The sequence below is a fragment of the Billgrantia ethanolica genome (genome assembly GCF_021404305.1).
GTDB lineage: Bacteria > Pseudomonadota > Gammaproteobacteria > Pseudomonadales > Halomonadaceae > Halomonas > Halomonas ethanolica.
Genome location: NZ_JABFTX010000005.1, coordinates 40,748 through 59,063, shown reverse-complemented (window position 1 = coordinate 59,063; position 18,316 = coordinate 40,748). Strand labels below are relative to the sequence as shown.

Below are 18,316 nucleotides of genomic sequence, written 5' to 3'. Positions count from 1 at the left end.
CCGCTTACTGATTTTCGAAATAGGTCTGCAGCTCGCCGCGTACCACCAGGTCGAAGCGGTAGGCCAGGCAGTCCATGGGCTTGCTGCGTGCCATGTCGAGGCGGCCGATCATGGTCTCGACCGCGGCCGGGTCCTTGATGGTGTGGACGATGGGGCACAGCGGAATCAGCGGATCGCCCTCGAAGTACATCTGGGTGATCAGGCGGGTGGAGATCGAGGGGCCCATCACCGAGACGTGGATGTGCGAGGGGCGCCAGCTGTTGGGGTCGTTGGGCCAGGGGTACGGGCCGGGCTTGATGGTGCGGAAGCGGTACCAGCCCTGCTCGTCGGTGAGGGTACGGCCCACGCCGCCGAAGCCGGGGTCGAGCGGAGCGAGGTAGCGGTCGTTCTTGTGACGGTAGCGCCCGCCGGCGTTGGCCTGCCACATCTCGACCAGGGTGTGTGGCACCGGCTTGCCGAACTGGTCGATCACGCGGCCGAACATGATGATGCGCTCACCCACCGGCAGGCCGGCCGCGCCCGAAAGCGACGGGTCTTCGCGGAAGTTGAGCAGCAGGTCGTTGTCGTGGGGGCCCATGCGCAGGTGGCGGAAGTCGGGGCCGGTGAGTTCGGAAGCGGTGGCTTGCTGCATGCTGGCCAGGGCCTGCTGCGGCGAGCGGGGCACGCTGGTCTTGTAGCCGGGGGCGTAGGCCGGGGGGTGCCAGTTACGGTCGCGCTCCACGAAGCGCTTGTTGTGATCTTGCATGGCGTGTCGTCTCTTGGGGAGAGTGGTCTTGTCTCGCCCAGTGTGGCCTCTCGCCAAAGGCCCGCCAATTGACGACTCGGGCACCCCTCATAACCGTTGGGTTATGCTGCACCGCCGCTATGACGCTATTTTCAATTGCTCCCGGCGCCGCGCTCGGCGCTCACTTCGCGCAGTACTTCGCAGAAGGCCTCCAGCGCCAGCGAGGGCTGCATGCTGGCGTTGTAGCACAGCCCGACGGAACCGCCGCGGGGTTCCAGCTCGATGCCGAGGCGACACAGCCGCCCCGCCGCCAGGTCTTCGGCCACGGCCTCTTCGGGCACGACCCAGATGGCATCGCTCTCCAGGGTGTAGTGACGGCTGATGGGCAGCGAGAGCGTCTCCAGCCGCTGGCTCATCAGCGTCAGCGAGTGGCGCACGCAGAAGCTGTCTACCTGCTGGCGCAGGGTGGTCTGCAGGGGCGGCAGCACCCAGGGGAATTCGCCCAGCCGGGCGGCTTCCAGCGGCGCGATGCCGGCCAGCGGGTGGCCGCGGCGCACACACAGCAGCAGCGGCTCGTAGTAGAGATGCTCGAAGGCCAAGTCGCGGATCTCGCGGGCCTCGGTCATGCGCCCTACTACCAGATCGAGCTCGCCGCGGCGCAGACGCGAGAGCAGGAAGGCGCTGGCGCCGACTACCACGTTGACGCCCACCGCGTTCTGCCCGCCGGGCGCGGCGTGCCAACGGCGGATGGCCTCGGGCAGCAGCCGGCTCTCCACCGTGGAGAGCGCCCCCACGCGCAGGTCGTGGGCGCCCAGGCGCACGTCGCCCACCGCGGCCACGCCCTCTTCCAGCGCGCGCATGGCCGGCCCGGCATGGCGCAGCAGGGTCAGGCCCGCCTGGGTCAGCGCCACGCCCTGGGGCGTGCGTTCGAACAGTGAAGCACCGAGGCTCTCTTCCAGCTCGCGAATGGTCTTGGAGATGCCCGGCTGGGTGATCGCCAGCCGCTCGGCGGCCCGGGCGAAGCTGCGCTGGCGGGCCACCTCGAGGAAGGCCTGCAGATGGCGCAGCTTGATACGGGCATTGAGCATGGGGTTTTCCTACTGGCGTAAGGCGAGCCAACTATCAGCGACTAGCAGCGAATATCAGAAGGTACCCGAAGAACGAAATGACGACCATGGAAAGCCGAACCGGCCAGGCGGCCGGTTCGGATGGTGCGACTTGTGCACTCTCTTTGCTGATGAATCAGTCTATGCGCAAACTGACTATCAGGCATGGTGAGGTGGCTTGATCAGGCTCTCGGCAGGAATACCGAACATGTCGTGTAGTTTCCAGACCATGGCGAGGGTCAGGTTCCGCTTGCCATTCAGGATCTCATAGACGCGATTGCGACGACCAAGAGCGGGCTCGAGATCCTTGGGCGTGAGCCCCTGCTGTTCCATGCGAAACTTAATCGCCTCAATGGGATCCGGCAGGTCCACGGGAAAGTGCTTGGCTTCAAAGGCCTCGATCAGCGTCAGGAGGATCTCGAAGCGGTCGCCTTCCTCGGTGCCGGGCTCCGGCTCATTATCGAAATAGCCAGAAACTTCCCGCAGGGCGGCCTGATAATCGTCCTCGGTACGAATGGGGCGAATATCCATGGGTTACTCCATCTCTACGGTTTCGGCATCGACTTTGTCATATTCCGCGTGCGTGCCGATGAACTTGATGTAGACCGCGCCAAATCGGTAGGCAACGGCGACGATCAGTCGATAGTCGTTACCTTTGATGTTGAACACCACACGCTTGTTGCCCACAGGGCTGGCGCTGCGGTATTTGGCCTTGATGTCATGCGCATCTTTCCATTCGGCATGCTTCACCTCATCGACCCAAGCTTCCAATGACGCCTTGGCATCGGGGTGTTGCCGCCAAAAGTCACGCAGATACTTGATGGCGATGATCCTCATAGCGCCAATGATGTCCCAATATGGGACCATGCGCAAGGCGAGTGGTTCCCTACGCTGCCCCACCGCTCTACCAAATCATGGTGATGCCACTTACCCAGCCCCGGTTATACGAAGCTCGCGAGATGAGCCAACGCATGGAAGACGCCAGACAAAGGCAGCCGTAGAAACCTTGCATCCCGAATATCGGTACGCCTAGAATTGGCCTCAATACACCCGCCAAGCCTATGTGGACTTCGGTCCTCACGCTCAAGTTGCGCGGGTTTTTTTATTTCTCGTCACAAGAACGTGAACCGGGCAGGAAGGCTCGGACGACTTCCTGCCTCTGCCCCAAGTCAGCCTAGCTCCTCGCCCCAGCCCAGCTCCTTGGCCAACGCAAACGCATGGTTCGCCGTCGGTACGCCGGCGTAGATCGCCACGTGCATCAGAACCTGGCGCAGTTCCGCTTCGCTGAGGCCGATGCGCTTGGCGGTCTTGAGGTGCAGCGTGAGCTCCTCGCGGCCCAGGGCGGCGAGGATGCCGGTAGTGATCAGGCTGCGTTCGCGGCGGGTGAGGTCGTCGTTGCTCCACAGCTCGCCCCAGGCCAGCCGGGTGATCATCTGCTGGAAGGGGGCGTCGAGGCTGTTGGCGTTCCGGCTGGCGCGGGCGACGTGCTCCTCGCCGAGCACCTGCTTGCGGGTCTCGAGACCCTCGGCATAGCTCACGCCATGCTCGCCGACGTCCTCACGCTCGCTGGCCATCCACAGCAGCAGCCGCTTGGCCATGGCGGCGGGCGCCTCCACCGAGGGCACGTGGGCAATGCCTTCGAGGATCTCCAGCGGCGCCCCGCCACACTCGGCGGCCAGGGCCTGCAGGGTCTCCGGCGGGGTGGCCACGTCGGCGCTGCCGCCGAGCAGGTGCACGCCGATGCCCGGATGCTCGGCGAGCGGCCCTTTCAGCTTGCCGCGGAAGTCGGTGCGGCCGAGCATCTCGCACAGGCGGGCGTAGGATTCGTCGTCGCCGCGGCCCATCTGGGTGCACCAGCCGGCCTTGAGCGCCGGTTCGGCCTCGAAGCAGGCCGGCGCGAACCAGCGCGGTACGATCTCCTCGGCCATGGCCGCCAGGCCCTCCTGACGAATGCGCTCAGCGCGGGTGCTCCACAGTTCGGCATTGCCGATCACCGCGCCGGTGTTGGTCAGGGTTACGGAGTAGAGCCGCTCGGCGTGCTCACTGATCAGCTGCTGGCCGACCACGCCGCCGATGGAGGTGCCGACGAAGTGGAAGCGCGAGGCACCGGCATGTTCGACCAGCGCCAGCGCCTCGCGGGCCAGCGTCGCCGGGGTGATCTCGCCGCCTTCGGCCGGCCAGGCCTGGCTGGCCCCGTGGCCGGGCAGGTCCCAGGTCAGCACGCGGTAGCGTGGCAGCAGCGCCGGCAGCAGCTCGTCCCACACCGCCTGGCTCATGCCCAGCGGATGCGCCAGCACCACCAGCGGCAGCGCCTCGGGGCCGAGCAGGCGATAGGCGACGCTGCGGCCGTCGATGGTTAGAAATGCCATGTTCCTTCTCCCTGCAGTGCAACGGGAAAAGCCGGCAGTTCCTCACCGCCGGCCCTGGTTCCAATCTCAGTCTCGCTTAGATCCTTTCGATCAGCGTGGCAATACCCTGCCCCACGCCCACGCACATGGTGCACAGCGCGTAGCGCTTGCCGGTGCGCTGCAGCTCGTGAGCGGCAGTGAGCAGCAGGCGGGCGCCGGACATGCCCAGCGGGTGGCCCAGGGCAATGGCGCCGCCGTTGGGGTTGACCCGCGGGTCGTCGTCGGCGAGCCCCAGGTCCCGCGTGCAGGCGAGGGCCTGGGCGGCGAAGGCCTCGTTGAACTCGAAGATGTCGATCTCGTCCATGGTCACGCCGGTGCGCTCGAGCAGCTTGCGCACCGCCGGCACCGGGCCGTAGCCCATGATGCGCGGCTCGACGCCGGCCGTGGCCATGCCGATGATGCGGGCCATGGGCTTGAGCCCATGTTGCTCCACTGCGGCCTGGCTTGCCACCAGCATGGCGGCGGCACCGTCGTTGACGCCGGAGGCGTTGCCGGCGGTGATGCTGCCACCCTCGCGGAACGGCGTCGGCAGCCCGGCCAGCTTCTCCAGGGTGGTCTCGCGCGGGTGCTCGTCGGTATCGAATACCAGCGGCTCCTGCTTGCGCCGGGGGATCTCGATGGGCGTGATCTCGATGGCGAAGCGACCCGCCTTCTGCGCGGCGGCGGCCTTCTGCTGGGAGCGCAGGGCGAAAGCGTCCTGGTCCTCGCGGGAGATGTTGAACTGTTCAGCCACGTTCTCGGCGGTCTCCGGCATGGAGTCGATGCCGTAGGCCTTCTTCATCAGCGGGTTGACGAAGCGCCAGCCGATGGTGGTGTCCTCGATCTTCTGGCCGCGGGAGAAGGGGCTGTCGGCCTTGCCCAGCACGTAGGGCGCACGGGACATGGATTCCACGCCGCCGGCCAGGGCCAGCTCCATCTCGCCGGCCTTGATGGCGCGGAAGGCGGTGCCTACCGCGTCCATGCCGGAGCCGCACAGGCGGTTCATGGTGGTGCCGGGCACCGAGGTGGGCAGGCCCGCCAGCAGGGCGGACATACGCGCCACGTTGCGGTTGTCCTCGCCGGCCTGGTTGGCGCAGCCCATGAAGACCTCTTCGATGGCGGCCGGGTCGAGATCCGGTGCCTCGGCCAGCACCGCCTTGAAGATGGTGGCGGCGAAGTCGTCGGGGCGCACGCTTGCCAGGGTGCCGCCGAAGCGGCCGATGGCCGTACGCCGCGGGTGGCAAAGGAATACGTCGGTCATGGGACTCTCCTGTTCGGCTTACTGAACGCTATGGGCGCGCTCGGTGCGAGCCTTCAATTCACGCAGGATCTCGAGTTCGTTGGCGCTCGGCTCCGGCGTGGCCTCGAGGGTGTCGGCGAAGCGGATCTCCCAGCCGGTGGCCTCGATCACGTCCTCGCGGCTCACGCCAGAGTGCAGCGAAACCACCACCAGCTCCTTGGTCTCGGGGTCGGGCTTCATCACGCACAGGTCGGTGATGACCCGGGTCGGTCCCTTGCCGATGTTGGGCACGCCGTCGCGGCCCTTGCCGTCGCGGCCGAAGCCCAGGGTGGTGACGAAGTCGACCCGATCGACGAAGGCGCGCTTGGAGTGCTTCAGGGTGATGAATACCTCACCCGCGTTCGTCGCGATTTCCGGCGCACCGCCGCCGCCCGGCAGGCGCACCTTGGGCTCGCGGTAGTCGCCGATCAGGGTGGTGTTGAGGTTGCAGTAGCGGTCGATCTGGGCGGTGCCGAGGAAGCCCACGTCGATCTTGCCGCCCTGCAGCCAGTAGCGAAACATCTCCGGCACGGAAACGGTGGTGAGCGCGGTTTCGGCCAGCTCACCGTCGCCGATGGAGAGCGGCAGCACGTCGGGCTTGGTCTGCAGGGTGCCGGATTCGTAGATCAGCACCACATCGGGGGCATGGGTCAGGCGCGCCAGGTTGGCCGCCTCACTGGGCAGGCCGATGCCGACGAAACAGGTCATGCCGTTCTCCAGCGCGCGGGCCGCGGTGACGGTCATCATTTCCGCCGAGGTGTAGTCCAAGCCCTTATCGACAGTACTCATCAGGCGTTCCCCCCTGCTTTCATGACGTTCTCTTCGATCCACCGGGTGAAGGTGTCGCGGTCGCGGGCGATGCCGTCCCACTCCTTGTAGAAGGCGTTGTTGCGCGGGTAGTAGCCGTGGGCATAAGAGGGCAGCGAGCCCTTCTCGGCCACGGCGATGGCGCTGATGGCCCAGCCCGGGATGATGCAAGCGTTGGGGTGATAGTCGGCCTCGGCGCGCAGGTCGTCGACGATCTCCTCGACGGTGACGATGCTGTGCTTGGCCGCCAGCACCGCCTCCTTCTGCACGCCGACGATGCCTTCCACCAGCACATTGCCGGCGCGGTCGGCCTTCTGCGCGTGGACGATGGAGACGTCCGGGCGCACCGCCGGCACCGCGGCCAGGCGCTCACCGGTGAAGGGGCACTCGATGAACTTGATCTGGTCGTTGACGCTGGGCAGCTCACTGCCAACGTAGCCGCGCAGCACGGCCAGCGGCAGCCCGGCGGCGCCGGCCTCGAAGGCGCAGGCCATGGCGGCGTGGCTGTGCTCGAGGATCTCGACCTTGTGCGGCCAGCCCTTCTCGACCGCGTCGCGCAGGCGGTGCAGCGAGCCCACGCCGGGGTTGCCACCCCAGGAGAAGATCACCTTCCTGGCGCAGCCGGCGCCGATCATCTGGTCGTAGACCAGGTCCGGCGTCATGCGGATCAGGGTCAGGTCGCGCTTCTTCTGGCGGATCACTTCGTGACCGGCGGCGAACGGAATCAGGTGGGTGAAACCCTCCATGGCCACGGTGGCACCGTCTTCGACGTAGCGGGCCACCGCGTCATGCAGGCTCAGGAACTCGGCCATGATATGTCTCCTGGGCGCTCTCGCTGAAGTTCGAATAACGAACTTTGTTTTGTGATGCGAACAAATTACCCCCGCAGCATTCCCGCCGTCAAATTCAAGGTGGCTGAAACAACACTTCAGGCAGCCAAGCTCGCGGCTGACCGATACTCTTAATAGGTTGATATATCGAGCAAAAGGTGAGAAAGCCGCGAGACTGAGCGCAACACCCCTCAGCCCGAACCACTACCAAGGTATAACCAAGACACCTACACCGCTGGTCTCAGTTAGAGGCCAGACCGAGGATCTCGCGGGCTTGCTGCCACGTAGCCACCGGACGCTCGTATTTTTCACACAGTGCGGCGGCACGCTCGACAAGGGCGGCATTGGAGGGCGCCAGGGTGTCGCGGTCGAGCCGCACATTGTCTTCCAGGCCGGTACGGGTGTGACCGCCCGCGGCGATCGACCACTCATTCAGCAAAAGCTGGTTGGAACCGACGCCGGCACCGCACCACTGGGCATCCGGAGCCAGTCGCTTCAGGGTCTCGATGTAGAAGTCGAAGGTCGGCTTGTCCGCCGGCATGGCATTCTTGACCCCCATCACGAACTGGACGTAAAGGGGCGCCTTGAGCCTGCCCTGCCTGGAAAGCTGCACCGCTTGGTGAATGTGCGACAGGTCAAAAGCTTCGATCTCTGGCTTCACGGCGTACTTGAGCATCTCGTCGGCAAGCCACTCCACCAGCTGCGGCGGGTTCTCGTAGACGCGGTTGGGAAAGTTGTTGGAGCCCACCGAGAGGCTGGCCATGTCCGGCTTGAGCGGCAGCATGCCGCCGCGCTCCTCGCCGGCGCCGGAGCGGCCGCCGGTGGAGAGCTGAATGATCATGCCCGGGCAGTGCTTTCTTAGCCCTTCCATCAAGCGGGCGAACTTCTCGGGGTCCGAGCTCGGCGTCTGGTCATCGTTGCGCACATGGCAGTGAGCGATCGTCGCCCCGGCCTCGAAGGCGGCCTGGGTACTCTCGACCTGCTCCTCGACGGTAATGGGAACAGCGGGGTTGTTTTCCTTGCGCGGCAAGCTGCCGGTAATGGCAACGCAGATAATGCAGGGATTGGACATGATGACCTCTCGAGGAACCGGGACGCAGCCAGACGTTGACGGATCAATGTCTGAGAAGATTTCGAAAAGTTCGTATAACGAACTTAATTTTGCAATACGAACAATCTAGCGCCCTGTCTCTCTGCGGTCAAATCGGCAAGCGTGCAAAAAAACAAAGGGGAGGCCAGGCCTCCCCTCGTCGGGTGTCATCAATCGATGGGTTTTCAGCACATTATTCGCGCTGAAGCCAAGCAGCGGCGCGGCGCACTTGCGCTTGGCTACTACCAAGGTATAAGGCGGGATCGGTTGCCTGGCGCAGCGCTTGCGCTTCCACCTGCCCTTGCAGCTCAGGGTGAGCCTGCAGCGCCTCGGCATAGGCCACGCCCTGCAGGCGGGCCGTTTCGGCAGCCTCGGCGCTGATGCGCTTGGCCGCGTCCTGGCCCAGCGTGGGCGCCAGCAGGCGCAATACCGGCTCGGCCATGATGCCGCCACCAGTGACGGCCAGGTTGCGGCGCATGGCCTCGGGGTGCACCTCGAGCCCTTCGAGCAGCACAGCGGCCTGCTCCAGGGCCCCCTCCACCAGCAGCGCGCTGTCGAGCAGCGGCGTCCACTCGGCGTGCCACTCGCCCAGGCCGCGCTCCAGCGGCTGGGCCTGGGCATTGAGGATCACCGAGACATGGCCGTGGACCTGCCGCGCCGCGCCGCGAATCAGTGCACAGCGCACCGGGTTGCGCTTGTGCGGCATGGAGGAGGACTCGCCCATGCCCTCGCCGCCGGGCTCGCTCACTTCGCCCACTTCGGTCTGGGTCAGCAGCGCGACATCGAGCGCCAGCTTCTCGGCGGCGCAGGCCACGGCGTCCAGCGCGGTGGCCAATGCATGGATCGGCTGGCGGTCGGTGTGCCAGGGGAGCACCGGAACGCTCAGCTCGAGGCGCTGCGCCAGGGCATCCATCAGTTCCAGGCCCAGCCCGCTCGGATCGGTTCCATCCAGTCCCTGCCCATCCAAGCCCGGCCCGTCCAAACCCGAGTGCACGGCTACCGCACCACCGAACTGCACCGGCAGCTCGAGGGTGGCAAGACGACGGCGCGCCTGCTCCAGGCCGATGCCCCAGTGCGCCACCTTGACGCCGAAAGTGAGCGGTAGGGCCTGCTGCATCAGGGTGCGCCCCACCATCACCGTGGTTTCGTGAGCCTGCATCAGCTCGACCGCAGCACTACGGCAGCGTCGCAGCAGCGCATCCAGCGCTGCCAAGCGCGGCTTGAGCATCAGCATCAGCACCGAGTCGATCACGTCCTGGCTGGTGGCGCCGAGGTGAAAATGGCGCCGCAGCTCGGCGGGCAGCGCCGCGCGCGCCTGCTTGACGAAGGGGATCGCCGCGTTGCCGCCGCTGGCCACGCCGGCGCCAATGGACGAGATATCGAAGGCGTGTCCCTCGAGTGCCTGACGCATCTGCGCCGCCACACCTTCGGGCAGAAGGCCACGCGCCTCCTGCACCTCGGCCAGGGCCAGCTCGAAGGCCAGCATGCCGGCCACCATGGCCTGGGCATTGCACTCATTCAGCGCGGCTTGGCTCATGAAGGGATGCTGAAGCAGGGCGTCGGACATATCATGTCTCCGGTAACATGTTTCCGGTCATCAGGGCTCGGACTCACGACTTGGTCTTGCCAGTCGCTCAGCCTATAGTCGAACAAGTGTTCGTGATTCGAACACTATGCTAGATTGGGGGCGACCCGGGAGCAACTCACGATAACGGAACGACAATGACACCAGAGGAAGAGGTTCTCAGCCCAGACGACCGCGACTTCGTGACCGCCCTGGCCAGCGGCCTCGAGGTCATTCTGGCCTTCGACGAGGCCAACCCGCGCATGACGCTGAGCGAGGTGGCGGCACGCACCGACATGAACCGCGCCCGCGCCCGGCGCTTCCTGCTCACGCTACACGCGCTGGGCTACGTGAGAAAGCAGGGCCGTTACTTCGAGCTGGCCCCACGGGTGCTGCAACTGGGCTACGCCTTTCTCTCTGCCAACAACTATCGTAGCGTGATCCAGCAGGTGCTGGAGGACATCACCGCAGAAAGCGGCGAATCCTCGTCCCTGGGCGTACTCGACGGCGATGCCGTTACCTACGTGGCGCGCTCCTCGGCCCCCCATCGGCTGATGGCGATCACCCTCTCGGTTGGCACCCGCCTGCCCGCGGCGCACACCTCCATGGGCCGAGCGCTGCTGGCTCAACTGCCCGACGCCGAACTCGATGCCTTCCTCGAGCGGGTCACCCTGGAGCGCCACACCGACAAGACCGTGACCGACAAGGCGCTGCTGAAGAAGTGCATTCTCAAGGTGCGCCAGCAGGGCTACGCCATTGCTGATCAAGAACTCGACTCGGGGCTGCGCTCGCTGGCGGTACCGGCCTTCGACGCCAACGGCAAGCTGCTCGGCGCGATCAACATCAGCACCAACGCCGCCCGGGTCGATCTCGACACCCTGATGCGGGAATACTTGCCGCTGCTGCAGAGAAAGGCGCGGGAGATTAGGGAAACGGTAAGTTGAGCATGGCAAGGCGAAACGCCGTCTAACCCACCCCATGCCAGGAAGGGTGCATGCTGGAAATACTCGCCATCACCACCCCGATCTTCCTGTTGATCGGGGCCGGCTACCTGGCCATGGGCACGCGACTGGTGAATCGGGAGCAGCTGCAGGGGATCACCATCTTCGTGCTCTACTTCGCCTTGCCGGCGCTGGTCATCCGCGCGGTGACCCAGAATCCCCTCGACGAGGTCCTGCGACCTCACTACCTGCTGGCCTATGGCCTCGGTTCGCTGGCGGTGTTCGCCTTCGCCCTGCTGCTGACCCTCGGCCTGCAGCGCAAGCCGCTCAGCGAAGGGGCTATTCACGCCCTGGGCATGTCGGCCTCCAACAGCGGCTTCATCGGCTTTCCGGTGGCGGCCATGGTGCTGGGTGCCTCTCCGGCGGCGGTTTTCCTGGCGCTGAACATGCTGATCGAGAACCTGCTGATCATTCCGATGGCGCTGATTCTCGCCGAGGTAGGCCGCCAGCGCGGCGCCGGTCTCGCCACGGTGGCACGCAAGACCCTCTTCCGCCTGATACGCAACCCCATTCTGGTAGGGCTGGCGCTGGGCCTGCTGCTGGCGGTGACCGACACCGCCTTGCCCCGGCCGCTGGCCCAGGCGGTCGACATGCTGGCCAACGCCTCCGGCCCCGCGGCGCTGTTCGTCATCGGCGGCACCCTGTTTGGCCTCCAGGTGCGCGGCATGATGAACGACGTAGGCCAGATCGTAGCGGGCAAGCTGATCCTGCACCCGCTGGCGGTGCTCGGCGTGTTCCTGCTGATACCGGAAGCGGACCCCATGCTGCTGGCCGGGGCGCTGCTGTTTGCCTGTGCGCCCATGATCAGCGTCTTCCCGCTGCTGGGCCAACGCTACGGCATGGCCGGTGTCAGCGCCGCCACGCTGATGGTCGCCACCCTATCCGCCTTCGTGACCCTGAGCGTGGCTATCTGGGCGATCAAGAGCGTTGGGCTGCTGCCCACTGCCTGAGGCTAGCGACCAGCGCCCCCGTCTCAGTTACGCTAGAACTCCCCACCTCGCTCAATCGGCCGGGTAGCCCGGCACCGGTGCATCCCGCTTCAAGTGAGCGACCCAGGACTCGATGCCGGGCAGCCCCGTGGCGGTACTCTGATAGAACTCGCTCATGTCAGGCAGCTCGTGGGCAATGCCCTTGTGGCAGGTAATGCAGGTTGCCTCTCCGTCGGCGAGGGTGGTGGAGTGGGCAAGCGCGGCGCGTGAGCTCTGCTGGGTGAAGTCCATGGACTCGAAGTCGTGGCAGTTGCGGCACTCCAGCGAGTCATTGGCCTCCAGCCTGGCCCACTCCCTTTCCGCCAGCTCGCGCCGCTTGTCCTCGAACCGCTCCTCGGTGCGAATGGTGCCGAAGATCCAGCCCCACACCTCCTTGGAAGCCTCCATCTTGCGCCCCATCTTGTGCGTCCAGCCGTGGGGCACATGGCAGTCGGCACACTGGGCGCCGACCCCGGAGCGGTTGACGTCGTGGATCCTGCCCTGCATCTCACGGTAGGGATTGCGCTCCATCTCATGGCAGGAGATGCAGAACTGCTGGGTATTGGTCGCCTCCACCGCGGTGTTGAAGCCGCCCCAGAAGAAGATCCCGGCGATGAAGCCGCCAAGCGTCAGGAACCCCAGGCTGAAGTGCATGCTGGGGCGCATCAGGATACGCCAATAGGTGATCAACCAGCGCTTCATTGGCCACCTCCCTCACGCTGCTGGAGCATTTCTCCCAGCATCTCGTCGACGTTGAGGAAGGTGTTGGGAACGATGGGGCTGGCATCGGTCTGTGGCACATGACACTGGGTGCAGAAGTAGCGGTCGGGCGACACCGCCGCCAGCACCTGCTGGTGGCGGTCGCGGAAGTGACTGATGCTGACCATGGGCGCACCGGCCTGAACCGCATGCTCGCGGCTGTGGCAGGTGAGACAGCGGTTGGCCCGGGTATCGACCTGATAGTCGCGGATGCCGTGGGGGATGACCGGCGGCTGCTCCGGGTAGTTGAGCACTTCGCGCCCGGCGTCCCGGGGCTCGCCGGCCAACGGCGGTGCCGGCAGGGACTGGCTGAGGGTACCGCCCGGCCGCAAGCCGTCCGGTGCCGAATCGTCCCGATGCTCTTCGGCGATTACCAGTCCGGCAACGACCAGCGCCAGCGAGAGACTGAGCATAGTGAGCCATTTCATCGCATTTCTCCTTCTGTCTCGGCCTCAGGCCAGGCTGACCAGTTCGAGACGAACCGCGCACTTCTTGAAGTCCGTCTGCTTGGAGATCGGGTCCGTGGCGTCCAGCACCACGTTGTTGATCAGCCGGTTGGCATCGAAGAAGGGCACGTAGACCAGCCCCCGCGGTGGCGTGACCCGGCCGCGGGTCTCCACCCGCAGGCGCACCTCGCCACGACGACTAATCACCTTCACCTCGCTGCCGCGCCGCATGCCCTCTGCGCGGGCATCCTCCGGGTGCATGTAGAGCAGCGCCGCCGGTACCGCACGATGCAGCTCCGGCACACGGCGGGTCATGGAGCCGGTGTGCCAGTGTTCGAGCACCCGCCCCGTGGAGAGCCAGTAGGGGTACTCCTCGTCCGGCGACTCGGGCGGCGGCTCGTCGGGAACGGCAAAGATCAGCGCGCGGTCGTCGGGCTTGGCGTAGAACTGTACGCCCCGGCCCTCTTCCACGTAAGGGTCGTAGCCTTCGCGATAGCGCCACAGGGTCTCCTGGCCGTCCACCACCGGCCAGCGCTTGCCGCGGTTCTGGTGGTAGTTATCGAAGGCGTCGAGATCCTTGCCCTTGCCGCGGCCGAAGCGAGCGTACTCCTCGAACAGCCCCTTCTGGATATAGAAGCCGAACGCCTCGGCCTCCTGGTTGGCGTAACCCTCTTCCATGTCCGAGAGCGGGTAGCTGTCTACCTGGCCGTTGGCATAGAGCAGCTCGAACAGCGTCTTGTCGCGGTACTCGGGGGCCTTGTCGAGCAGCTCGCTCGGCCACACGTCGGCGACGTCGATCCGCTTGGAGAACTCCACCAGTTGCCAGAGGTCGGAGCGCGCCTCCCCAGGGGCATCGATCAGCTGATGGAAGAACTGGGTCCGCCGCTCGGAGTTGCCGAAGGCGCCCTCCTTCTCGACCCAGGAGGCAGCCGGCAGGATCAGGTCGGCGGCCTGGGCCGAGGCCGTGGGGTAGATGTCGGAGACGATGACGAAGGCCTCCTCGTTGCGCCAGCCCGGCAGGATCTCCTGCTGGGTGTTGGGCCCGGCCTGCATGTTGTTGTTGACCTGGGTCCAGTAGACCTTGATCGCACCGTCCTTGAGCTTGCGGCTCTGCTCCACGGCATGAAAGCCGACGCGTTCGGGAATGGTGCCCTCGGGCAGCTTCCAGATCTGCTCCGCCTCGCGGCGATGCTCGGGGTTGGTGACCACCCGGTCCGCCGGCAGGCGATGGGCGAAGGTGCCCACCTCGCGGGCGGTACCGCAGGCAGAGGGCTGGCCGGTCAGCGAGAAGGGGCTGTTGCCGGGCTCGGAGATCTTGCCGGTGAGCAGGTGCAGGTTGTAGATGAGGTTGTTCACCCATACGCCGCGGGTGTGCTGGTTGACCCCCATGGTCCAGAACGACATGACCTTGATGTCGGGGTCGGCATAGAGCTCGGCCAGCCGCTCCAGGCGGCTCTCGGAGACCCCGGATTCCCGTGCCGCCCGTTCCAGGGTGAAGTCGGCGACGTGGTCGGCGAATTCGTCGAAGCTCATCTCCGTCCAGCGGTTGGGATTATCGGCATTGGCGGCCGCCTGCTGCAGCGGATGCTCGTCGCGCAGGCCGTAGCCGATGTCGTCCACCGCACGCACGAAGTTGGTGTGATTCTCGACGAAGTCACGGTCGACACGATCGGTCTGGATGATGTGGTTGGCGATGTAGTTGAGGATCACCACGTCGGCGTTGGGCTTCATCACCATGGGGATGTCGGCCAGGTCGAAACTGCGGTGCTGAAAGGTGGAGAGCACCGCCACCTGGGTCTCGGGATAGGAGAGCCGCCGGTCGGTGACCCGGGTCCAGAGGATCGGGTGCATCTCCGCCATGTTGGAGCCCCACAGCACGAAGGCGTTGGCGTGCTCAATGTCGTCGTAGACGCCCATGGGCTCGTCGGAGCCGAAAGCGCGCATGAAGGCGAACACCGCCGAGGCCATGCAGTGCCGCGCATTGGGGTCGATGTTGTTGGAGCGCAGCCCGGCCTTGAACAGCTTGCTGGCGGCATAGCCTTCCCAAATGGTCCACTGGCCGGAGCCGAACATCGCCACGCTCTCGGGTCCGTGCTCGCGAATGGCGCTCTTGAACTTGTCGGCCATCAGGTCGAGGGCTTCGTCCCAGGAGACCGGCTCGAAGTCCCCGCGCTTGTCGTAAACGCCGTTGCGCTTGCGCAGCAGCGGCTGCTGCAGGCGGTCCTGACCGTAGAGAATCTTGGACAGGAAGTAGCCCTTGACGCAGTTGAGCCCGCGGTTGACCTCCGAATGAATGTCACCGTGAGTGGCCACGATACGGTTGCCCTGGGTGGCCACCATGACGCTGCAGCCCACCCCACAGAAGCGGCAGGGCGCCTTGTTCCAGTTCAGCCGCGTCAAGTCGGCGTTGGTGATGAGGTTGGTGGCGCCGGCCGGAATGGCCATACCGGCAGTGGCCGCCGCCACGGCCACTGCGTTGGCCTTGGCGAATTCACGACGCGTCATCTTCATGTCGGCATTCCTTCTGCAGCGGCTTGGGATGAGACGGGATCGGCGGGTTCATCGGCAGACGCGGGATCGAGTACCTGGTGATACACCAGCGCCGCTCCCAGTACGCCTGGCCGCACCTGGATCGCATCGATCAGCTCGAGAATCCGCGCCTCGCGCAAACTCTCCACCACTACCACCAGTTTGCCGCTGGGATCCTCGGCGCTGACCTCGCTCTCGGGCTGGGCAGCCAGCCATCGCGTCACTTCCCGGGCGTGCTCGGGCCGGACATGTACCAGCAGACTGGCGATGTGGAGGGTTTCATTCGGCATGGGCCATCTCCTCGCTTGTCATTGTGATGGCGTGGTTGGGGCACAGGGCCTGGCAGGCCCCGCAGCCGGTACAGGCTTCGCCGTTCAGGCGCGGCTTGGGCGGGCGCCCCAACTGGGGGGAAAAGACGATAGCCTGCCACTCGCAGGCGTCCTGGCAGCTCTGGCAGTGAATGTCGGCCAGCGCCAGGCAGTGGCTCTCGATATGGGCGCGCCAGGGAAAGGCGGGGCGCTGGGTGTCGAACACGTCTGCCTCGCAGACCTCGACGCAGGCGCGACACAGCGAGCAGCCCGCCTGGTCGAAGCGGATCTCGGGATAACCGCCGCCGCCATGGAACAGCACACCCTCGGGGCAGGCCTCGATACAGGCCGCACAGCGCACGCAGCGTTCGGTGAAGTCATGGTCGGACCAGGGTGGCCGCCGGATCGGGCCATGACCGCCGAGAGAGCGAAAGAACTGGCGACGTGTATTGTGATTGTTCGCCTTGTGCATACGACCCTCAGCTCGGCGGCCCGGGCGGGCCCGTGAAGGTCTGGTAAATCCATACCGAGAAGCCGAAGCTGCCGACAACGGCTATCGCCAGGATGGGAAACAGCAGGATGGCGATGAAGAGGAACAGCTTGAACTCCTTTTTCTTCCGCTCCTCGGGCGCCATGGTATCCGGGTCTTCCATGCCTCTCCCCTTATTACCCGTTAGTTATTATTGAGCCTCCTGATGTCAGGGTAGCTAATATTCCAGCATCCCAAGTGCTTGTTACAAAAAGATACGTAACGGGCCCGCTTGTGTGGGCGGGCCCGTTACGTCAGTGGCAGATAAACAGCCGATCAGCTTTACCTCTAGGCCTTCACGTCTAGGTCGTCAGGTCTGGGTCTTCACGTCTGGGCGGCGGCATTGATCACTGCATCCAGCGCCGCCAGGTAGCCCTGGCTGCCGAGGCCAGCGATCACGCCATCGGCGCGCAGCGAGACATAGGAGTGGTGGCGAAAGCTCTCGCGCTTGTGCACGTTGGAGAGATGCACCTCGATTACCTTGCCGTCGAAGGCGTTGAGGGCATCGAGGATGGCCACCGAGGTGTGGGTATAGGCGGCGGGGTTGATGATGATCGCCGCCGTGCCGTCCTCGCGGGCGGAGTGGATGGCATCGATCAGCACGCCTTCGTGGTTGCTCTGCAGCGCCTTGATGTCCCAGCCGTTGATGGCGGCCTTCTCGTAGAGCGAGTTGTTGATGTCGTCGAGGGTCTCATACCCATAGACTTCCGGCTGACGGCTGCCGAGCAGGTTGAGGTTGGGGCCGTGCAGTACCAGGACCTTGTTCTGAATCATACGCCAATCTCCATAACGTATCGTGCGGGCTTCTGCAGAGAGCAGCCAACGCGCCTCACCATCATCAAGAAATTCTGTATCCATGATTTCATACGGCAAGGCGGAGCGTGGCCGTCACTCCTGGTCGCCGCGGAAAAACAATAACGAATTTCCAATTAGACATCACTTGATACTGGAAAAAATCCAATCTGGCTATTTTGCCCTCTCCATCAGCTGTAATTCCACCCCAGCGCTATAGAAAATACGTGATAGCAAGGCGATTTCGGACCTCGTTGCGCCAGGCTTAAATCGACAGGAGGCAATAGGTTGCCCCTGAAAAAAGAGAATATTCGTCGTAAAAAAATGTCAACTGAGGCATGGCTTTCTGACATGCCCCCACCTTAAACAAGTCCAAGAGGTGTTCAGATGGATAAGACACGTTTAGCAGGAAAGAACTGCCTGATTACCGGCGCCGCACGCGGCATGGGGGCAGCCGTTGCCGAACATTATGCCGCCCAGGGCGCCAATGTCTGCGTGGCCGACCTCAACATCGAGGGTTGCGAGGAAGTGGCCCAGCGCATTAACGCAAGGGACGGCGGGAAAGCCATTTCGGTCAAGCTCAATGTGACGGATCGCGATCAAATGAAAGCGGCCGTCCAGGCCACCGTTGAGGCTTTCGGCAGTCTCAATGTCATGGTCAACAATGCCGGCATCAACAAGCCATTGATGTTCCTCGATATCACCGAGGAAAACTGGCATCAGATCATGGACGTCAATGCGCTGGGCTGCTTGATCGGCATGCAGGAAGCCGCCAAGCAGATGATTGAACAGGGCAAGGAGCACGGCCCCTACAAGATCCTCAACGTCGGCTCCATCCTTTCCCGGCAGGCCTTCGATGACGTGGTTCCCTACTCCTGCAGCAAGCACGCCGTACTGGCCATGATCAATGGCGGGGCGAAGGCACTTGTAGATCACAACATCACCGTAAACGGCTATGGTCCTGGCGTTGTGCGCACTGAGCTTTGGGAGCAGCTCGACAAGGACCTGGTCAGCATCGGCAAGTTCGACAAGCAGGGCCAGTCCATGGACGAACTCGCCGCGAAGATGATCCTGATGAAGCGCTACTCCTACCCGGAAGACGTGGTCGGCACGGCCTCCTTCCTGGCCAGCTCCGAATCGGACTACATGACCGGCCAACTGTTGATGATCGACGGCGGCATGATTCTACAGTGATGT

The 18,316-nt window shown here is 64.6% G+C and carries 20 protein-coding genes; 3 read left to right on the top strand and 17 right to left on the bottom strand.

Annotated features, from left to right (window positions below):
• Positions 1-4: 4 nt before the first annotated feature.
• The 10 genes from pcaH to HOP53_RS20050 form a co-directional block, all read right to left on the bottom strand.
• Positions 5-745: a protocatechuate 3,4-dioxygenase subunit beta gene (gene pcaH, locus HOP53_RS20095; protein WP_103969786.1), complete on the bottom strand. Its 741-nt coding sequence runs from the start codon at positions 743-745 to the stop codon at positions 5-7.
• A gap of 131 nt (positions 746-876) precedes the next feature.
• The gene (pcaQ, locus tag HOP53_RS20090) at positions 877-1,812 is read right to left on the bottom strand and encodes a pca operon transcription factor PcaQ (protein ID WP_234271647.1); all 936 of its coding nucleotides are present in this window, start codon (positions 1,810-1,812) and stop codon (positions 877-879) included.
• Positions 1,813-1,989: 177 nt separating this feature from the next.
• Positions 1,990-2,361 carry a helix-turn-helix domain-containing protein gene (locus tag HOP53_RS20085; RefSeq protein ID WP_010627502.1) on the bottom strand — a complete coding sequence of 124 codons (372 nt, stop codon included), beginning with the start codon at positions 2,359-2,361 and terminating at the stop codon, positions 1,990-1,992.
• A 3-nt stretch (positions 2,362-2,364) separates the two neighbouring features.
• Positions 2,365-2,697: a type II toxin-antitoxin system HigB family toxin gene (locus HOP53_RS20080; RefSeq protein WP_202949071.1), complete on the bottom strand. Its 333-nt coding sequence runs from the start codon at positions 2,695-2,697 to the stop codon at positions 2,365-2,367.
• A gap of 302 nt (positions 2,698-2,999) precedes the next feature.
• Complete coding sequence (locus HOP53_RS20075; RefSeq protein WP_234271646.1) at positions 3,000-4,199, bottom strand: alpha/beta fold hydrolase; 1,200 nt, start codon at positions 4,197-4,199, stop codon at positions 3,000-3,002.
• 76 nt (positions 4,200-4,275) lie between these two features.
• The gene (gene pcaF, locus HOP53_RS20070) at positions 4,276-5,478 is read right to left on the bottom strand and encodes a 3-oxoadipyl-CoA thiolase (RefSeq protein WP_234271645.1); all 1,203 of its coding nucleotides are present in this window, start codon (positions 5,476-5,478) and stop codon (positions 4,276-4,278) included.
• Positions 5,479-5,496: 18 nt separating this feature from the next.
• Positions 5,497-6,285 (bottom strand): CoA-transferase subunit beta, encoded by a 789-nt coding sequence (locus tag HOP53_RS20065; protein WP_234271644.1) that lies wholly within the window; start codon positions 6,283-6,285, stop codon positions 5,497-5,499.
• Complete coding sequence (locus tag HOP53_RS20060; RefSeq protein ID WP_234271643.1) at positions 6,285-7,115, bottom strand: CoA transferase subunit A; 831 nt, start codon at positions 7,113-7,115, stop codon at positions 6,285-6,287. Before HOP53_RS20060 ends, HOP53_RS20065 begins: the two co-directional genes overlap by 1 nt.
• Positions 7,116-7,374: 259 nt before the next feature.
• The gene (locus HOP53_RS20055; protein WP_234251302.1) at positions 7,375-8,205 is read right to left on the bottom strand and encodes a 3-oxoadipate:acetyl-CoA acetyltransferase; all 831 of its coding nucleotides are present in this window, start codon (positions 8,203-8,205) and stop codon (positions 7,375-7,377) included.
• A gap of 211 nt (positions 8,206-8,416) precedes the next feature.
• Positions 8,417-9,790, bottom strand: coding sequence for a class-II fumarase/aspartase family protein (locus tag HOP53_RS20050; RefSeq protein ID WP_234271642.1), 1,374 nt, complete (start codon positions 9,788-9,790; stop codon positions 8,417-8,419).
• 155 nt (positions 9,791-9,945) lie between these two features.
• On the opposite strand from HOP53_RS20050, the gene HOP53_RS20045 reads away from it, so the two are divergent.
• Both HOP53_RS20045 and HOP53_RS20040 read left to right on the top strand, forming a co-directional pair.
• On the top strand, positions 9,946-10,731 hold the full coding sequence (locus HOP53_RS20045; RefSeq protein WP_234251304.1) for an IclR family transcriptional regulator domain-containing protein: 786 nt from the start codon (positions 9,946-9,948) through the stop codon (positions 10,729-10,731).
• A gap of 50 nt (positions 10,732-10,781) precedes the next feature.
• A complete protein-coding gene (locus HOP53_RS20040) occupies positions 10,782-11,738 on the top strand; it encodes an AEC family transporter (RefSeq protein ID WP_234271641.1) in 957 nt (318 codons plus the stop codon).
• Between the two features lie 51 nt (positions 11,739-11,789).
• Here the strand turns inward: HOP53_RS20040 and HOP53_RS20035 are convergent, their stop codons facing one another.
• The 7 genes from HOP53_RS20035 to aroQ form a co-directional block, all read right to left on the bottom strand.
• Positions 11,790-12,458: a NapC/NirT family cytochrome c gene (locus HOP53_RS20035; RefSeq protein ID WP_010627483.1), complete on the bottom strand. Its 669-nt coding sequence runs from the start codon at positions 12,456-12,458 to the stop codon at positions 11,790-11,792.
• The gene (locus HOP53_RS20030; RefSeq protein WP_234271640.1) at positions 12,455-12,943 is read right to left on the bottom strand and encodes a nitrate reductase cytochrome c-type subunit; all 489 of its coding nucleotides are present in this window, start codon (positions 12,941-12,943) and stop codon (positions 12,455-12,457) included. The genes HOP53_RS20035 and HOP53_RS20030 overlap by 4 nt, the downstream gene beginning before the upstream one ends.
• A gap of 24 nt (positions 12,944-12,967) precedes the next feature.
• Positions 12,968-15,472 (bottom strand): nitrate reductase catalytic subunit NapA, encoded by a 2,505-nt coding sequence (gene napA / locus HOP53_RS20025; protein WP_234271639.1) that lies wholly within the window; start codon positions 15,470-15,472, stop codon positions 12,968-12,970.
• Positions 15,469-15,780: a chaperone NapD gene (locus HOP53_RS20020; RefSeq protein ID WP_191223161.1), complete on the bottom strand. Its 312-nt coding sequence runs from the start codon at positions 15,778-15,780 to the stop codon at positions 15,469-15,471. Before HOP53_RS20020 ends, napA begins: the two co-directional genes overlap by 4 nt.
• Positions 15,770-16,270 carry a ferredoxin-type protein NapF gene (gene napF / locus HOP53_RS20015; protein ID WP_234271638.1) on the bottom strand — a complete coding sequence of 167 codons (501 nt, stop codon included), beginning with the start codon at positions 16,268-16,270 and terminating at the stop codon, positions 15,770-15,772. Before napF ends, HOP53_RS20020 begins: the two co-directional genes overlap by 11 nt.
• Before the next feature lie 7 nt (positions 16,271-16,277).
• On the bottom strand, positions 16,278-16,451 hold the full coding sequence (locus HOP53_RS20010) for a periplasmic nitrate reductase, NapE protein (protein ID WP_234261150.1): 174 nt from the start codon (positions 16,449-16,451) through the stop codon (positions 16,278-16,280).
• Positions 16,452-16,651: 200 nt separating this feature from the next.
• On the bottom strand, positions 16,652-17,101 hold the full coding sequence (gene aroQ, locus HOP53_RS20005) for a type II 3-dehydroquinate dehydratase (protein ID WP_234271637.1): 450 nt from the start codon (positions 17,099-17,101) through the stop codon (positions 16,652-16,654).
• A 405-nt stretch (positions 17,102-17,506) separates the two neighbouring features.
• Between aroQ and HOP53_RS20000 the strand changes: the two genes are divergently transcribed.
• A complete protein-coding gene (locus HOP53_RS20000; RefSeq protein ID WP_234271636.1) occupies positions 17,507-18,313 on the top strand; it encodes an SDR family NAD(P)-dependent oxidoreductase in 807 nt (268 codons plus the stop codon).
• The last annotated feature ends 3 nt before the right edge of the window (positions 18,314-18,316 follow it).

Coding starts and splice junctions, on each gene's coding strand:
- HOP53_RS20040 (WP_234271641.1), top strand. CDS start 10,782: ATGCTGGAAATACTCGCCATCACCACCCCGATCTTCCTGTTGATCGGG.
- pcaF (WP_234271645.1), bottom strand. CDS start 5,478: ATGACCGACGTATTCCTTTGCCACCCGCGGCGTACGGCCATCGGCCGC.
- HOP53_RS20045 (WP_234251304.1), top strand. CDS start 9,946: ATGACACCAGAGGAAGAGGTTCTCAGCCCAGACGACCGCGACTTCGTG.
- HOP53_RS20060 (WP_234271643.1), bottom strand. CDS start 7,115: ATGGCCGAGTTCCTGAGCCTGCATGACGCGGTGGCCCGCTACGTCGAA.
- HOP53_RS20035 (WP_010627483.1), bottom strand. CDS start 12,458: ATGAAGCGCTGGTTGATCACCTATTGGCGTATCCTGATGCGCCCCAGC.
- HOP53_RS20050 (WP_234271642.1), bottom strand. CDS start 9,790: ATGTCCGACGCCCTGCTTCAGCATCCCTTCATGAGCCAAGCCGCGCTG.
- HOP53_RS20080 (WP_202949071.1), bottom strand. CDS start 2,697: ATGGTCCCATATTGGGACATCATTGGCGCTATGAGGATCATCGCCATC.
- HOP53_RS20010 (WP_234261150.1), bottom strand. CDS start 16,451: ATGGAAGACCCGGATACCATGGCGCCCGAGGAGCGGAAGAAAAAGGAG.
- napA (WP_234271639.1), bottom strand. CDS start 15,472: ATGAAGATGACGCGTCGTGAATTCGCCAAGGCCAACGCAGTGGCCGTG.
- HOP53_RS20030 (WP_234271640.1), bottom strand. CDS start 12,943: ATGAAATGGCTCACTATGCTCAGTCTCTCGCTGGCGCTGGTCGTTGCC.
- HOP53_RS20075 (WP_234271646.1), bottom strand. CDS start 4,199: ATGGCATTTCTAACCATCGACGGCCGCAGCGTCGCCTATCGCCTGCTC.
- pcaH (WP_103969786.1), bottom strand. CDS start 745: ATGCAAGATCACAACAAGCGCTTCGTGGAGCGCGACCGTAACTGGCAC.
- HOP53_RS20065 (WP_234271644.1), bottom strand. CDS start 6,285: ATGAGTACTGTCGATAAGGGCTTGGACTACACCTCGGCGGAAATGATG.
- HOP53_RS20085 (WP_010627502.1), bottom strand. CDS start 2,361: ATGGATATTCGCCCCATTCGTACCGAGGACGATTATCAGGCCGCCCTG.
- pcaQ (WP_234271647.1), bottom strand. CDS start 1,812: ATGCTCAATGCCCGTATCAAGCTGCGCCATCTGCAGGCCTTCCTCGAG.
- HOP53_RS20020 (WP_191223161.1), bottom strand. CDS start 15,780: ATGCCGAATGAAACCCTCCACATCGCCAGTCTGCTGGTACATGTCCGG.
- HOP53_RS20055 (WP_234251302.1), bottom strand. CDS start 8,205: ATGTCCAATCCCTGCATTATCTGCGTTGCCATTACCGGCAGCTTGCCG.
- aroQ (WP_234271637.1), bottom strand. CDS start 17,101: ATGATTCAGAACAAGGTCCTGGTACTGCACGGCCCCAACCTCAACCTG.
- HOP53_RS20000 (WP_234271636.1), top strand. CDS start 17,507: ATGGATAAGACACGTTTAGCAGGAAAGAACTGCCTGATTACCGGCGCC.
- napF (WP_234271638.1), bottom strand. CDS start 16,270: ATGCACAAGGCGAACAATCACAATACACGTCGCCAGTTCTTTCGCTCT.